Origin of the sequence: Acinetobacter guillouiae (genome assembly GCF_002370525.2) — a bacterium.
Taxonomy (GTDB): Bacteria; Pseudomonadota; Gammaproteobacteria; order Pseudomonadales; family Moraxellaceae; genus Acinetobacter; species Acinetobacter guillouiae.
Genome location: NZ_AP014630.1, coordinates 1,072,049 through 1,088,832 on the forward strand (window position 1 = coordinate 1,072,049; position 16,784 = coordinate 1,088,832).

Here is a 16,784-nt window from a genome sequence, read left to right on the forward strand (position 1 = left end):
CATTGATGATGTCTTGCTTCAAACATAGGAAATTATCCATCAAAAAGCAATAAAAAAAGCCCACCGAAGTGAGCTTTGATCATCAAACTGAGATTAACTGACTTTTTTATCTTTTGAATGATATTTCAATTCAGATGAAGAGGCCGGTTGTGCAATTTGATCCGCAGTGTTGGCTTTTAGACCACCACCAAGAGTCTTATAAACTTCTACCTGATTGTTTAAGTTTGCTTGCTCTAATAGCAATAAACCTTGTTCAGCAGAGTAAGAAGTACGTTGAGCATCTAAAACAGTTAAATAACTATCAATACCAGCACGGAAGCGGGCATTTGAAAGTTTATAGGTTGTATTAGTTGCATCAACTAAACGCTTTTGAGCAGAAAGGCGATCACCAATATTTTGGCGAGTCGCTAATGCATCGTTGACTTCACGGAAAGCAGATTGGATTGATTTTTCATAGTCAGATAACGCAATTTGTTGATCTGTTTCTGAAATCTTAATGTTCGCTTTACGTGTGCCCCAATCCCATAATGGAATATCAAGACTAGGACCTAGAGACCAAACGAAAGCACCTGATTTAAATAAATCACTTAAATCAGTAGATGCATAACCCGCAGTACCCGTCAAACTGATGGTTGGGAATAAGCGCGCTTTCGCAGCACCGATATTCGCACCAGCAGCAGAAAGTTGGTATTCAGCCGCTTTTACGTCTGGACGGTTGTTCAGCAAGTCACTTGGTAAACCAGATGCGAACGCAGCATTCGAGGTAATACGCGTTACACGTTGTGTAGGCAATAAATTATCTGGAACTGATTGTCCAACAAGCAGATTGAGCAAGTTCTGAGCTTGTGCAATTTGAGTCTTATAATTGGCAACATCATTACGTGCGGTTTCAACAGAAATCTGAGCCTGACGAACAGGCACTTCACTGTCGATACCGACATCAAAACGCTTTTTGTTGAGGTTATAAGAGTCAAGCTGCGCTTTTAATGTTTGGTCAGCAAGCTTAAGTTGTGCGCTGGCAAATGAATAATTTAACCAAGCTTGTGCAACTTGGCTAATTAAGCTGATTTGTGTTGCATCACGAGCACTTGCAGTCGATAAATAAGTATCAAGCGCATTGTCTTTTAAACTTTTTACCCGACCCCAGAAGTCTAACTCATAAGCAGTTACACCAAGACCAACATTATAACGTGTTTGAGCACCTACACCTTGATCTTGACGTAACAGACCGCCACTTGCACCAATCGTTGGTAGCTGATTGTTTTCAGTGATTTGATAGGCTTGTTGAGCACGTTGAATGTTCAATGTTGCTGTACGTAAATCACGGTTATTGGCTAAAGCAAGATCAAGCACTTGAAGTAAGCGTTGATCTGCAAAAAACTCTTTATAACCTTGTTCAGCAATAGATGTACCACCGTTATTTTGAATATAACCAGTTGGTATGTTCGCCTGAGCTACGGGTTCTGGGCCACGCATGCTTTGACATGCTGTCAAAGCAAGCGCAAGTGCAGATACCGCAATGCTACGACCTGAAATAGACCATACTTTTTGCATCACGATTTATGCTCCTGAATATTTTGATTTTTAGGTTTGTACTTAAAGATACTACGAATCCATACGAAGAACACAGGAATAAAGAAGATACCTAAAAGTGTTGAGCTAATTACACCACCCAATACACCATAACCGACTGAGTGTTGGCTACCAGCACCAGCACCGCTTGATAAAGCAAGTGGCAATACACCGAAACCGAACGCTAATGTTGTCATGATAATTGGACGTAAACGCATTTTTGCAGCATGCAATGTCGCTTCAAACAATTCTTCGCCTTGTTCTTGCAACTCTTTTGCAAACTCTACAATCAAAATCGCATTTTTTGCAGACAAACCGATGACTGCAACGATTGCGACTTGGAAGTAGATGTTAAATGATAAGTTAGGATCACCTTTGATGACCATGCCCAACCAAGTTAAGGTAAATGCACCAATAACACCTAATGGTACGACCAGCAATACTGAAACAGGGATAGACCAACTTTCATATAAAGCTGAAAGGCAAAGGAACACAATAAGCAATGAAAGAATTAAAAGTGGAACAGTTTGACTGCCAGATTCACGTTCTTCTAAAGACAGACCCGTCCATTCATAGTCGAAACCTGTTAAGCCCATAGATGGTAACTTACCAATAATTTCTTCCATAGCAAGCATCGCATCTCCCGAACTTACGCCCGGTGCTGGTGTACCTTGAATGTTCGCAGAAGCTACACCGTTATAACGCTCGAGACGAGGTGAACCATAAGTCCATTGGCCTGTTGCAAATGCAGAGAATGGAACCATAGTGCCGCTATTGTTACGTACATACCACTTGTTTAAGTCTTCAGGCATCATACGAGCGTTTGATTCACCTTGAACATAAACTTTTTTCACACGACCACGGTCAACGAAGTCATTGATATAAGAACCACCCCAAGCCATGCTCATGGTTGAATTAATATCCGCAATACTAACCCCCATTGCACCAGCTTGCGCTTGGTCAACGTTGATTTGATATTGAGGTGTATCTTCTTGACCATTTGGACGAACACCAGCAAGACGTTTGTCTTGAGAAGCCATACCTAAAACAGCATTACGTGCAGCAACCAATTTCTCATGGCCTTGACCACTTGCATCTTTTAATTGGATGTCAAAACCTGATGAAACACCTAATTCTGGCATTGCTGGTAATTGCAATGGCATGATGTAAGATGCATCTTTGACAATCATATTCAGTGCCATACCACGTTGGATAATGGCGCCAATTTGTGATTCAGGTGTGGTACGTTCACTCCAGTCTTTCAACTTCATAAACGCTAAACCAGCATTTTGTCCAACCCCAGTAAACGAGAAACCAGAAACTGTAAATATAGTATCTACGTTTGCTTTTTCCTTGTTTAAGAAGTAATCGGTCATGGTTGTGATGACTTTATCTGTCCGTTCAAGGCTGGCACTTGGTGGTAACTGAACCAATGTCATAACCATCCCTTGGTCTTCTTCTGGTAGGAAAGAAGAGGGGAGCATTTTATACAGTCCGACTAAGGCAACAATTACAGCAACGTAGATCACGCCAGAGAAGATCTTATGATGGGTCATACGATTGACACCACCTTGGTATTTCTCAGCTACTTTATCAAAGCTACGGTTAAACCAACGGAAGAAACGCGCAAAAATGTTATTGCTTGGTTCTTGATTTGGATCATGCTGTTTTAACAATGTCGCACAAAGCGCAGGGGTAAAAGTTAAAGCAACGATTAATGATAAAACCATTGCTGTAACGAGCGTGATCGAGAACTGACGGTAAATTACCCCTGTAGTACCCCCGAAGAATGCCATAGGCACAAATACGGCAGTCAATACGCTGGTAATACCCACCAAAGCACCTGAAATTTGTTTCATCGACTTTTCAGTGGCTTCAACTGGACCCGTATGCTCTTCTTGCATCACCCGTTCGACGTTCTCAACCACAACGATGGCATCATCGACCAATAGACCAATTGCCAGTACCATGGCGAACATGGTTAAGGTATTGATTGAGAATCCGAAAATGTTAATAACCGCAAAGGTCCCCAGTACAACCACAGGAACTGCCATTGTTGGGATAATCGTTGCGCGCCAGTTCTGTAAGAACAAGAACATCACAAAGAATACAAGAACGATTGCTTCAATTAACGTATGTACCACACTTTCAATTGAAAGTTTGATAAATGGTGTGGTGTCATAAGCAAGCTTATCTTTCAGACCATCTGGGTAGTTTTTACGGAGTTCAGTGAGGCGTTTTTCTACAGCAGCGGCTGTATCAAGTGCATTTGCACCTGTTGCCAATTTAATCGCTACACCGCCAGCAGGCTTACCATTAAATTTAGAATCAAATTGGTAGTTATCTGAGCCGAGTTCTACACGTGCAACATCACTTAAACGAACCTGAGCACCCGAAGCAGTATTTTTCAGGAAAATGTTTTTAAACTGTTCAGGTGTCGTCAACATGCTTTGTGCATTGACAGTCGCATTGAGGACTTGACCTTGCACTGCTGGAGCACCACCCAATTGACCTACAGCCACTTGTGAGTTTTGCGCACGAATGGCAGCAGCAATGTCACTTGGTGTAACTTGCAAACTGGTCATTTTAGCTGGGTCTAGCCAGATACGCATTGCATATTGACCACCAAAGACTTGAATTTCACCTACACCTGCAACACGACTGAGTGGTTCAGAAATATTTGAGTTTACATAGTCTTTAATGTCAGCCCCAGACAGGCTGCCATCTGGTGAATAAAATGCAAGTACTTGCATAAAACTCGCGCCAGATTTGGTCACTTTTATCCCTTGACGTTGTACATCTTCAGGTAATAGTGCAGTCGCTGATTGTAATTTGTTCTGTACTTGAACCTGTGCAATGTCTGGATCAATACCTTGTTCAAAATTCAGGTTGATTGATGCTTGACCATTACCCGCACTGTTCGATGAGATATAACGTAAACCATCTAGACCATTCATTTGTTGTTCAATGATCTGAGTTACCGTGTTCTCAACAGTTTGTGCAGAAGCACCAGGATAAGTTGCAGAAATTGTCACCACAGGCGGAGCAATTGTTGGATACTGAGCAACAGGCATTTTTGTCAGCGTCAGAATACCCGCCAACATAATTACCAGTGCAATCACCCACGCAAAAATGGGGCGATGAATAAAAAATTGAGCCATATTCGTCTACCCCTTATGCATTTGAAGTAGCTTTTTGTTCACTAGATTTATTTTGTTGAACAGGTTGTGCTGCTGTACCTGGTTTAGCACCTGCTTGGGGTGCAGCCGCTTGAGGCTGATACGGTTTAGCAACCACAGCTTGTTCTGGTTTTACTTTGGCAATACCATCAACAATCACTTTATCGCCAGTATTGAGGCCTTGAGTGACAATCCAATCTTTACCTTGAACACCTACAGTTGTTACAGGACGGCTTTCTACTACACCTTTAGCATTTACAATCATCGCGATTGCTTGGCCAGTTGGGGTACGTGTAATTGCTGCTTGTGGAACTAAGTAAGCATTTGGAATTACGCCTTGTACGATCTGCGCATTGGCAAACATACCTGGCAATAATAAATGATTAGGATTTGAGAAGACTGCACGTAAAGTTACAGAACCTGTGCTTGGGTCTACACTTGCATCAGAAAATGCAAGGTTTCCTTCCACACTGTAGAAGCTACCATCTTCAAGTTTTAAACGAACTTTGGTGTTATTGCTACGATCAATACTACCTTGACTTAACTGTTGACGTAGACGTAATAACTCAGCACTTGATTGGCTGATGTCTACATAAATTGGGTCAAGTTGCTGAATTGTAACCAAAGCATTGGCTTGGTTTGCAGTCACCAAAGCACCAGCAGTGACTGAAGAACGACCAGATTGACCTGAAATAGGTGAACGAACAGTCGAATAACCTAGGTCAATTTGTGCATTTTTAACAGAAGCATTTGACGCTGCAATATCTGCTTCAGCAAGTTTGATTTGTGCAAGCAAATCATCAAATTCTTGCTTAGAAACAGCATTGATGCCGACAAGTTGACGATAACGATTTGCTTTAACCTGCAAGGCATTTAAGTTTGCTTGCTGACGTACTAAAGCTGCTTTTGCACTGTCTAAGTTTGCACGATTGATGCTCGAGTCAATCTCATAAAGAGGTTGACCTTCACGAACAAAACTACCTTCCGTAAACAAACGTTTTAAAATCACACCATTTGTTTGTGGGCGAACATCAGAGATTTGATACGCTGAAGTACGACCCGAAAGTTCAACAGTTTGTTCTACGCTTTGTGGCTGAGCAACAATGACACCAACTTCAGTCGGCGGCATTTTTTGGGCAGCACCACCAGCTTGTTGTGCTGATTTAGGATCTTTGCTGCAGCCTACAAGTGCAATACTTGTTGCGAGAGCACAAGCAGTAAGGGCAGGAGCCCAAAGCTTTGCCGACATCATTATTCCACCTCGTTTAGATTCTTATCTAAAAATAATTTGTTCTGTCTTAACGTTTCTCGTGACAGTATGAGCCATAAAACTGCAACCCATATGACACCTATACTCCATCCAGTGAGTACATCAGTTGGGAAATGTGCCCCTAGATAAATTCTAGAGCCCCCCATGCTTAGAAACCATAAAAAGCCCCCCAAGCTAATCCATTTAACTTGGCGATGCTTTTGAAATATAAACATAATCGAACAGCATACAATCGCTGCATAAATGCTGTGAGCACTAGGAAATGAAGCACCATAGGTTTGCACCATTTGGTAGATTTCATCGGGTCTAGGACGATTAACCAGATATTTGAGTATCCAACCAATTGCCGCAGCACCGAGCAGTCCAATACTGATCATCAGCACATTTGCATATTGTTTTAGGCGTATGAAATATAAATTACATAGCCCTGCAATCACGATCATTGACGGTAAGCCGCCCAGATAGGATAGGGTGAGTGCTAGACCATTTAAGACCTCTAAACGGTGTGAACTCATCCATACAACGCTTGAAAAATCAAACTGTTGTACCTGGTTAATGTTTAAACCAACACTCCCAATAAGTAAACCTATACAGCCAATAAGGAGCAATACGTAAGGCATAAGTTAACCTAGAGTATATAATTGCGTACGTTAAGTTTATTTAATCAACCGAAGTGTACTAGCCAGTACACTTTTTTTCAAGTGAGTAAATTTAGGTAATTTATACTAATTTCTTTTTGTGAAATATTTAACAATTTGCACAAAAAATAACAAAAATCCTAGTGATTTAGTTTGCTTTGTGAGTTTGCCTCATCTTCAAGTTGTAAGGGTTGTTTTGGCGGCCAGAAGAAATCTAGAGGGCGGGTCGAAAAATGGGTAAATATAAGTTTTGCCAAAGGTTTCCATTGCGAAAAACGAACTTGTCTTGCTCTGAGTGCCACAATAATGGTGAGCGTGAAGCTGACAAATAAGTTGGTCAAACCAATACACAATACGCCAAGGAAAGACACAATGATAAGGCCAATATCAGGTGAACCATTGATGGTCATTAAGCCTTGAATAAAGTTGGCAGCAGCAAACGCAATATGGCGGATATCTAAAGGTAAACCTAAGATAAAACCAATGGTTCCCATACTTCCAAGCATGATCCCAAAGATAAAATTACCCGCTAAAGCGCCTAAGTTTCGCTCGATATAGTCTGCAAACTTGTCCAGTCTGGCTTGTCCCATCATTTTTTTCAATTTTACATGAGCTTTTAAGCGGGGACCGACTTTTCGATAGACTGACATATTGTCAAAATATCCAGCGATTAATCCCGATAAAAATAAACAAACACCGGCAATTGCTGCATGTGGAATTGCCAATGAGGTAAATGGATTTAGACTGGCGAGTAAGGTTGTGGCTTTAGCATGCGTCAAAAGTGGTTCATGCATTGACAGCTGCCATAGATAGGTAATTAAGGCGGCAGTTGGAATCGCAATCGAAATATTTCCCAGAATTGCAATAAACTGAGTCCGGATAATATTAATAATCAGTCCGGCAAGTTCAGCAATTTGCGCCGTTTTTGAACCTTTTTGGTGCTGAACTGTTGATGCAAGTGCAGCCGCCGTCATCGCAGGCTGTTTGGTTGCTACAGTAAAGTGCAAAACATGGATTAGGATAAAACCCAATGAGTAATTCATACTGTAGAGAAAGGCATGCAAAAATGGCGCAAGGACTAAACGTGCAGTCAGTATTTTCAGGGTTGCCATGGTTGCAATAATCGCACCTGCACCTGCAGCTGCTTTATACATACCAAAGAAACCTTTCTTATCGGTACTTACATAATGTTCGCCTGTCTTACTGGCGTTTTCAGTGACTTGTAGTGCAATTAACTCACTGTTGGTTTTAAGCAAATCACGCACACTGGTTTCACTATAGTGTGCATTGACTAAGTCAGTGAGCAATTCACCACAGAGCTGATAACGAATCTGATCATCTTCGACCAGAAGATTGAGTAAGAGTTCGATTCGATCAATACATTGTTCTAGTAGCGAGAGTAAATAAGTCAGGCTTAAACTCACCCCAATCCGCTTGATTGCTCGACGGATTTTCTGTACCACATCACGACATTGTTCAATCATGACCAATGCTTGGTCTGCATCGGGAGGAATACCCACAGCAAACTCATCTTCATCGCGATGCTGCTTTTTATAGGCTTCTATAAACTCAACAATTTCACGGTTTTGAACTAAAAAAGGCGATTCATATTCTTGAAGCTCGGGGTAGGCATTGATAAATTCAGGATATAAGCCAATACCACTGATTCGATAGGAAAGCACAGTAATGGCTTTGACAATATCGCGTTTAATTCCCAATTTATCGTTTTTATAACGATGACCTTGATTGAGTAATCGGAACAATTGTTCCCATTTCTTTTCACTGATATTTTCCAGCCAATATTTATCACTACGTTGGTGAAACACTTTGCCAACCAAATCTTTGAGATCTGATTCGTCTGTCAATAAAGGTAGAAAATGTGCGCCAATCCGTTGCCCAAGCTGATTCCAGAAGCCGTCTAAAGATAAAATCCCACTATCTGCATACAATCCTGCTTGTTTATAGTGATTGACCAGCTTGAGTAAATAACCTTGAAATGCAGAAGATGCATTGGGTGTAGTGAGCAGTGCTTGAATTAAAGCATCAAATTTATTTTGACTTTCTTCTAAATTGTGGCTGTCACTGGGTCTGATACGATTGATTAACTCAATTAATATATCAGGATTGGGAACAACTTTTATGCTATCAAGTTGTTCCTGCATAAGGAGGAAAAGATCATTAAATTGTATATGCATAAGCCTTGTTAAATTTTATTGAATTCGATGTAAGGCAAGTTGCGCTAAATTATACAATGCCTGGCGATACTCAGATTCAGGCAATTGGTTCAAAGCCTGAATCGCAGCTTGAGTTTCTTCTGTGGCACGGCGACTACAATAATCTAAAGCACCTGAGGTCTGCACAATTTCAATCACACGATCCAAATCGCTTGTTCCACCAGTTGCGATACTTTTACGGATAATTTCGTGCTCTTCACCCTGGGTATTTGCTAAGGCAGAGATTAAAGGTAAAGTGGGTTTACCTTCCATTAAATCATCACCAATATTTTTACCTAATGTTTCAGCATCAGAAGTATAGTCTAAAATATCATCAATAATTTGAAAGGCATTGCCAAAATGACCTGCAAATAAACGTAATGGTTCACGATACTCAGGTTTCCCTGCAATGATGGCCGCGCCTTCAGTTGCAAGCTCAAATAAACGAGAAGTTTTACCGTGAATAATATCTAAATAAGTTTGTTCAGTCGTTTCGGGTTGATGTTGTGCTTGAAGCTGTAACACTTCACCTTCGGCAATTTCACAAGTGCCCGTCGAAAAGTCTTTGAGCAAAATCATATTGTCGAGATCAACCAGAAGATCAAAAGCCCGAGAAATCAGAAAATCACCCACCAACACAGCAGTTTGGTTGTTCCAAGTTGCGTTCGCAGTTGGACGACCACGACGTAAACCAGATTCATCTACAACATCATCATGTACCAAGGTTGCGGTATGTAGCATTTCAATGATTGCTGCCAGTTTGCGATAAGGGTCCATCTGTAGATCTGTTGCACCACATGCTTTTGCTGCAAGTAGGCACATGATTGGACGCATGCGTTTACCGCCAGCTTCAACAACATGTTTACTGACGGCCATCACTAAAGCAACTTTTGAGGTAATCCCTTCATTAATAAACTTGTCCATTGCAGCAAAGTCGGTTGCAACTGGAGCGAGAATATCTTGCTTAAAGTCGATGGTCATCGGGTGGGAGCCTCATGCAAATGCGTTATAAGTTGCTAGTGTAACAATTAACATGTCTGAATGTTGCTTTTGAAAGCAGACATCGTGCCTGAATCTTAATGATTTGTTCTTTCTTTGTCCAAAGATGAATAAAGCATTGAACATTCAATCGATCATTCTTTTGAGCTACATAGTAGCGGATTTGTTTAAAAAATCTATTTCAATTTTCGCTGTATCTTAAAAAAAAATTCATATTATCAAAGGGGAAATCTTAAAAAAACCAATATATGTAGATTATTTTCTATACAATGATAATATTTGCTGGAAATGACTTGTTGTTTAATTCATTATCACTTAAAATCTTTGCCCTTGAATAACCCCCAGTGGCGTTCGTCTTAAGATCGATATATTCCTTTATCGGCACGACGACACGGGTAAGTTGGAGTACATTATGTACGCAGTAATCCAAAGCGGTGGTAAACAGCACCGTGTTGTTGAGGGTGAAACCCTTAAAGTAGAATTGTTAAAAGCTGAAACTGGCGCGACTATTACATTTGATGATGTATTAATGGTTGTGAATGGCGAAAGCATTCAAATCGGTGCTCCAGTTGTAGCTGGCGCAAAAGTAACTGCAGAAGTGGTTGGTCACGGTCGTCATGACAAAATTCGTATTGTTAAAATGCGTCGTCGTAAGCACTACCGTAAACAACAAGGTCACCGTCAATGGTTTACCGAGTTGAAAATTACTACGATCGCAGGTTAATCACTAGGAGTATATAGACATGGCAACTAAAAAAGCCGGTGGTTCGACCAAAAACGGTCGTGATTCGAATCCTAAAATGTTAGGTGTTAAAATGTACGGTGGTCAAGCTGTGACTGCTGGTAACATTATCGTTCGTCAACGTGGTACAGAATTCCACGCGGGTACAAATGTTGGTATGGGTCGTGACCATACTTTATTTGCTACTGCTGACGGCGTAATCAAATTTGAAGTGAAAGGTCAATTTGGCCGTCGCTATGTATCTGTTGAAGCGTAAGTTTTAATGGTACGGAAAAGCCCGCTTTATTGCGGGTTTTTTTATCAGTTTTTTTAATCATTAAAGAAAAAACCATCTTCATCATGATGAATAATTTTCTACATATTGCACCAATAACAATACAAAACTTCTTATTTTCTCAATTATTACTGACTCAATTTGGTTTAAGATAAGCAATCTAATAAATTACATTCTGTGCCAAATATTATCTGAATATTTTAATTGAGGTACAGACATAGAAAAGGTGAACATATGAATATGCTTCGTAAAACGATGGGTGCAGTGGCTATAAGTGCAGCGCTGTTTGCACCTGTAATGAGCACAACAGTTTTTGCAGCAACTGCTGCTTCGGAGCAACAAGCAACTGCAAATCTGGTTAAACAACTCAGTGGTGTAAAAAGCTTTACTGCAAATTTTGAGCAAAGCACAAAAGCGACTCAAACAGGTAAAGTTGCACAGAAAAAGGGTTTAACCGCTCAGCATATGAATCAAACCTTTAAAGGTACAATGAAGGTTGAGCGTCCTGGTAAATTCTATTGGGAAACCACCACACCCGCAAAACAGACTATTGTGACCTCAGGTCGTACAGTGTGGATCTATGATCCTGACTTACAGCAGGCTGTACGCCAAAGTTTAGATGAGCAGGTGGCCAATACACCAGCATTACTCCTCAGTGGTAATACTGAGCAAATTCAAAAGGCTTATCGTATTACTCAGCCAAATGCAGGTAAAACCTACTATACCTTGTACCCAAAACAAAAAGATGGTGCTTTCCAAAGCTTGACGATCAGTTTCGGGGCGAAAAATGCACCGACTTTAATGATCTTGCAAGATTCATTGGGCCAAACAACCACTGTGCGTTTTAACAATGTACAGGTCAATGCCGCAATCCCTGCATCTACCTTTAATTTTGTACCGCCAAAAGGTACAGATATCATAGATCAATAAATGATTTTGATTGAATAGAAGAGCAACCGTAAGGTTGCTTTTTTTATGCCGATTAAACAGAACACAGCAATAAACTCAGTCATGTTGATTAGGCGAATGATGAATACCTACTAGCAAATAAAGTGGCTTTCAATACGAGATTATTTTATGCTCAAACAAGGGTTTGAATATAAAAATTGAGATGCTGTATGTATCGCAAAACACAATTGAAACTCAAACATTACCCAAGGATGACTGCGCAAAAGTCATTTTTGAATGTTTTGAGGCAAAAGTTAATCTGCATGATTGGGCGATTTTTAAGACGACATCGTCGTGAGAAGGAAGTGAATCTTTATCACAAAAAGCTTTACCAGCCAGTTGAAGAAATCATCACAACAACTTTAAAAATATCAGGAATTATCCCACCGCATTTAAATGGCTTATTGTTAAGAATTGGCTCAAATCCGATTGGAGTAGAAAAGCCTACATTATATGAGTGGTATCTTGGTCAAGGAATGATTCACGCGCTTAAATTACAAGCGGGTAAAGCAATCTGCTTTAAAAGCAGTATGCTGGCCACAGATACGGTGCAGAAATATAAACAACGTCCCTCAATAGGTGGCTTTCGCCGTGGCGCACATGATGTTGTAAATACCAATATTTTTAAGCATGCGGGAAAGCTTTGGGCGGTGATTGAAGCTGGCGCGTTTCCGATCTGCCTAGATGATGAGTTAAATGCAGAACGTTATCAGTTGTTTAATAGTGATGCTGATTTACCGTTTACCGCACATCCTCGTAAAGATATTAAAACAGGGCATTTACATGCGATTAGTTATGATGCCTTAGATCGTAAAAATGCCTATTACCAAGTGATTGATCAACATGGTGATTTAATTCATGTGACGCAAATTTTATTACAACATGGTCCCATGATTCATGATTGTCTCATTACACAACATGAAGTTTTGGTTTTTGATTTTCCGCTTACTTTTTCAATGACTCGATTATTGCATGGTGCAAGTGTTCCCTATCAATGGAATAAACAACATCAAGCACGTATCGGAATATTGCCTAAATATGCAAATGCTAAACAGATTCAGTGGATTGAGCTTGAACCGTGTTTTGTTTTTCATGCAGCAAATGCTTTTCGTGATCATGAAAATGGAATTATTTTAGATGTTTTGGTACATCAGGACGATTTTGAACATTCCCAACACGCAGCTTATGAATTGCAACATGCACAGTTAGAACGTTGGCGCATTGATTTAAGCTTACAAACGCTACATAGAACTGTACTCGACTCTCGAATTCAAGAATTTCCGAAAATTGATGCGCGTTTTACTGGGGTTGCATATCGCTATTTATACACTTTAGGTTTTGCTGAAACTGCATTGTTCAATTGTTTATATATTCATGATTTAGAAATGCAAACATCTGTGAGTTATGATTTTGGTATACAGTGGGCAATTGGTGAAGTCACTTTTGTGGCTGAGCATGAACACAGTGCAGAAGGGCATGGATATTTGATGGCCTATTTGCATCATGTAGAGGGAGAAGCAGCCAAAGCTGTTATTTTAAAAGTAAATGGATTGGAAATTCAGCCACAAGCTGAAATTGATTTGGGCGTACATATACCACTGGGGTTTCATTGTAATTGGGTAGATTTGGCAGTGGTTAATAGTAATGCGTAATATTTAGCACTCCTTCAAATATTAAAATACAGAAATTAATGATTATTTAAATGCTGGTTTATACTCTTATTTAATTCAAGCCTATGTTTTTTTTATATAATTTTTACTCTGTTGAACTGTCTTGAATACATAAATTTCTAATTTAAATGAATATAGACTGAAGCAAACAAGCATTTCACTTGTTTACTTTTTATAATGATGAATTAACGGGTTTATGTCTTAAGCTGCAAATAAGGAACCAATTAACTGTTTCAAAGTGACTTTTACTTTACGATCAGGAATATTTATACCCGAAGTTTTCAGGTCGGCTACCAGTTCACTTCTTAAGTCATTGTAATCGACTTCGGCTGCATGGCGTTGACCACCTTCGAAAGGATGATGTGGATGATCCATTTCATATTGAACGGCTTTTCTCATATCTTTTGGACGTTTGTAGTTGCCCATAATCTCCTGACAAGCAACAGCCGCTTGATAGTCAGATAAAGGCCAAATACAACCAAGTGGTTGGAATAATCCGATAAAGTATAGGTTTTCATGCTCTGCATGCATCATCTTACGATAAAGCGGAATTTTTGCTGCATGCTGGAAGTCAATAAAGTCTTTGTTAAAGAATGGGAATACAGTCCAGAATCCAGTACAACAACAGATAATGTCAAATTCAGCTTTAGTACCATCACTAAACTCTACTTCATGTCCATTTAGGTGTTTGATACTGGGCTTGGGTTTGATTTTGCCATGACGGACATAGTCAATAAAATCTGAATTTGCAGTCGGGTGTTGTGAAAGTATTGGTTTATTATTTACAGGTAACCCAAAGTCTGCATAGTTTCCAGTGAAAGCTTTGACCATTTTTGTTAGTATTTTTTGACGTATTCTTGGTGAAAATTTTGCAACAGCCTTAACTAAAATATCTGCAGGATGTCCAAGCATAAACTTAGGTACAAACCATTGTGGGCTACGCATAGAGATATAAACATCTTTGGTGACTCGAGTAGATTCAACAGCAACATCACAACCTGAATTTCCAGCACCAACTACCAAAATTTTCTTTTCACGCCAATCATCTGTGACACGTTTAAAGTCGTGCGAGTGCATCCATTTCCCTGTAAATTCACCATCATAAGTCGGATATTTAGGGAACCAATGGTGTCCATTACAGACCATGAGGTAGTCATAGATTTTATTGTTCTTATTGCCTTCGGCATCAGTATAGTCTACCGACCATAAACCTCGATCATTTTTTTTAATATGGTCAATAGTATGATGAAACTTGATTTGATCGTATACTTCAAAATGTTTGGAATAATCTTCAAAATACTTTTGTAATTGATCATGTCGAGGGTAGTCTGGATAGTCATCTGGCATTGGGAAATCTTCAAACTCAGACATGGTTTTTGAACTGATAATATGTGTGTTTTCATAAACCGATGAGTGTTCTGTTGCCGAGTTAAACACCCAGTTGCCACCAACTTTGTCATTCTTTTCATACAAGTCAAAAGCAATGTCATTTTGTTTACAGTTTTTTGCTGCGGAAATTCCTGATGGTCCTGCACCTATGATACATACTGTTTTCATAATACTATCCTCGGAAATTATTTTTATAAAATCCAACTACAGTTGGTTTTATTTAAATATAATAGATTTATTTTTAACCATCAAGTATGTGGGACGATAAAAATGTTACTGGATGAGATCAAACTCCCTGTACAAAAAAGAAGTCAACAACGGCTCGAAAAAGTAATTGAAACGGCGATTTCAATTTTAGAGCGTCAGGGATTTCATGTATGTACGATTCCAGAGGTATCGGTACAATCTGATGTCCCAAAAGCTCACATTTATCAATATTTTCCAACAGTAAATCATCTTTTTATTTTGATTATTAAGCAATATTTAGACAGTTTGCAGAAATTTATCAATATTCGGAACAATCGTTATCAGAATTGGAATACTAAGGAAATTACCCAAGATTTGATACTACAAGCCTCTTTGTTTTATAACAGCAATAAAGCGGCCAGTATTTTAATTCTTGGTGGTCCAGTTAATGTGGATGGCTTTAATATGCTTGAAATTGTCATTGAGAAAATTGCCTACGATATTATTGAATTACTTAAGAATAAAACCGAGCCTTTATTGTTTGCAAAACCTGAAGAAATGGTATATCTAACCGAAATGATTTTTTCTTTAATGAAGCATAGTTTTTATAAATATCAATATATTACAACTGATATTCAGAAAGAGGTGGTGGATCTTTGTCATATGTATTTAAAAAGTAAAGGTCATAAAATTGATTGATTTGATGATTTTTCTGATTATAGACTTTTCAGAAAAGTTGTATGTATCACTAAAATACGATTTTTATAAGGTTCGTGAAATAACTCAAAATGACCACAATTTTCTTCATGATATTGTCTATTTTGAATTTTTTGAGCAAGCTTTCGTGTTGATTTTATTGGAATAAGTGAATCATTCTCTGCACCAATCACCAATGTTGGAGATTTTATTTTATGAGCAACAGTTGTTGGGCGGTAAAATCCAATTGTAGCAACAATGCGTGCTGGTACTGCATTTTCCCAAGTTACATCATTTGGAATAATTGAATGATAGCCATCATGACAGTCTTCACCAGCTAATATTGCAAAGCGATTTTCAGAAACCACAGGCATGGTTTTGACTTTACCAAAGGGAATATAAATCAAGTCTTGTATTGCTTTCAATAAAGCTAAAAGTAAATACTTTTTTGGATAAAGCGTCAAACTTGCTAAACCATCTACATGTGGGAAATTAGCAATAATGCCTTTATAAGTTGCTGTACTACCAAGTGTAAGGACATGCGCACCACTAAATGAATAGCCCCATAAGATTAACTGATCATCTTTTAAATTGTAGTGGGTCTTAAAAAAATCGATAACAGCTTTCCAGTCCTGTAATTGACTATTCTTATCGACTAAGTTTTTAATTTTTCCTGTGCTTTGTCCAAAACCGCGATGGTCAAAAACACAAACTTGAAAGCCAAGTTTATGATAATGCTCAGCAAAATCAGCTAATCCACAAAGTTTTTCTCCACCAAGCCCATGTGCCATGACGATAGTTGCGGTATTGGGATGGTCATTCACATATAGGTCAGCTTGAATTTGATCGTGTTGTATTGGAATGTTGTGTGAAATAGCTTGCATGGCCTCATCCTTGATTGTTTTCATTATTGTAAGTTGATATTTTATAATAAGCTAAAATTTGTACATAAATCCAACTTTTATAGGTTTTATTTTTGATGGGGGTATAAACTTCCTTAAAAATTAA

Annotated in this window: 13 protein-coding genes; 5 read left to right on the forward strand and 8 right to left on the reverse strand. The window is 39.1% G+C overall.

Features of this window, described 5'->3' with window-relative positions:
• Nucleotides 1-93 precede the first annotated feature (93 nt).
• From adeK to sdsA, 6 genes are all read right to left on the reverse strand, one after another.
• Nucleotides 94-1,554: a multidrug efflux RND transporter AdeIJK outer membrane channel subunit AdeK gene (adeK, locus tag AS4_RS04970; protein ID WP_004722574.1), complete on the reverse strand. Its 1,461-nt coding sequence runs from the start codon at nucleotides 1,552-1,554 to the stop codon at nucleotides 94-96.
• The gene (locus AS4_RS04975; protein WP_096733404.1) at nucleotides 1,554-4,733 is read right to left on the reverse strand and encodes an efflux RND transporter permease subunit; all 3,180 of its coding nucleotides are present in this window, start codon (nucleotides 4,731-4,733) and stop codon (nucleotides 1,554-1,556) included. The genes adeK and AS4_RS04975 overlap by 1 nt, the downstream gene beginning before the upstream one ends.
• Nucleotides 4,734-4,746: 13 nt before the next feature.
• Complete coding sequence (locus AS4_RS04980) at nucleotides 4,747-6,003, reverse strand: efflux RND transporter periplasmic adaptor subunit (protein WP_004819551.1); 1,257 nt, start codon at nucleotides 6,001-6,003, stop codon at nucleotides 4,747-4,749.
• Nucleotides 6,003-6,641, reverse strand: coding sequence for a phosphatase PAP2 family protein (locus tag AS4_RS04985; RefSeq protein WP_096733405.1), 639 nt, complete (start codon nucleotides 6,639-6,641; stop codon nucleotides 6,003-6,005). The genes AS4_RS04980 and AS4_RS04985 overlap by 1 nt, the downstream gene beginning before the upstream one ends.
• A gap of 158 nt (nucleotides 6,642-6,799) precedes the next feature.
• A complete protein-coding gene (locus AS4_RS04990; RefSeq protein ID WP_197724425.1) occupies nucleotides 6,800-8,854 on the reverse strand; it encodes a site-specific recombinase in 2,055 nt (684 codons plus the stop codon).
• Between the two features lie 15 nt (nucleotides 8,855-8,869).
• Nucleotides 8,870-9,853: an All-trans-nonaprenyl-diphosphate synthase gene (sdsA, locus tag AS4_RS04995; RefSeq protein WP_096733407.1), complete on the reverse strand. Its 984-nt coding sequence runs from the start codon at nucleotides 9,851-9,853 to the stop codon at nucleotides 8,870-8,872.
• Nucleotides 9,854-10,283: 430 nt separating this feature from the next.
• On the opposite strand from sdsA, the gene rplU reads away from it, so the two are divergent.
• From rplU to AS4_RS05015, 4 genes are all read left to right on the forward strand, one after another.
• The gene (gene rplU / locus AS4_RS05000) at nucleotides 10,284-10,595 is read left to right on the forward strand and encodes a 50S ribosomal protein L21 (protein WP_004722561.1); all 312 of its coding nucleotides are present in this window, start codon (nucleotides 10,284-10,286) and stop codon (nucleotides 10,593-10,595) included.
• Between the two features lie 19 nt (nucleotides 10,596-10,614).
• The gene (gene rpmA, locus AS4_RS05005; protein WP_004722560.1) at nucleotides 10,615-10,869 is read left to right on the forward strand and encodes a 50S ribosomal protein L27; all 255 of its coding nucleotides are present in this window, start codon (nucleotides 10,615-10,617) and stop codon (nucleotides 10,867-10,869) included.
• A 252-nt stretch (nucleotides 10,870-11,121) separates the two neighbouring features.
• Nucleotides 11,122-11,817: an outer membrane lipoprotein chaperone LolA gene (lolA, locus tag AS4_RS05010; RefSeq protein WP_096733408.1), complete on the forward strand. Its 696-nt coding sequence runs from the start codon at nucleotides 11,122-11,124 to the stop codon at nucleotides 11,815-11,817.
• 188 nt (nucleotides 11,818-12,005) lie between these two features.
• Nucleotides 12,006-13,487 (forward strand): carotenoid oxygenase family protein, encoded by a 1,482-nt coding sequence (locus AS4_RS05015; protein ID WP_096733409.1) that lies wholly within the window; start codon nucleotides 12,006-12,008, stop codon nucleotides 13,485-13,487.
• Nucleotides 13,488-13,706: 219 nt separating this feature from the next.
• Here the strand turns inward: AS4_RS05015 and AS4_RS05020 are convergent, their stop codons facing one another.
• Nucleotides 13,707-15,062, reverse strand: coding sequence for a flavin-containing monooxygenase (locus AS4_RS05020; RefSeq protein WP_096733410.1), 1,356 nt, complete (start codon nucleotides 15,060-15,062; stop codon nucleotides 13,707-13,709).
• Between the two features lie 102 nt (nucleotides 15,063-15,164).
• Between AS4_RS05020 and AS4_RS05025 the strand changes: the two genes are divergently transcribed.
• Complete coding sequence (locus tag AS4_RS05025) at nucleotides 15,165-15,779, forward strand: TetR/AcrR family transcriptional regulator (RefSeq protein ID WP_096733411.1); 615 nt, start codon at nucleotides 15,165-15,167, stop codon at nucleotides 15,777-15,779.
• Nucleotides 15,780-15,796: 17 nt separating this feature from the next.
• Here the strand turns inward: AS4_RS05025 and AS4_RS05030 are convergent, their stop codons facing one another.
• Nucleotides 15,797-16,660, reverse strand: a complete 864-nt coding sequence (locus AS4_RS05030; RefSeq protein ID WP_167468930.1) for an alpha/beta hydrolase — start codon at nucleotides 16,658-16,660, stop codon at nucleotides 15,797-15,799.
• Nucleotides 16,661-16,784: the final 124 nt, after the last annotated feature.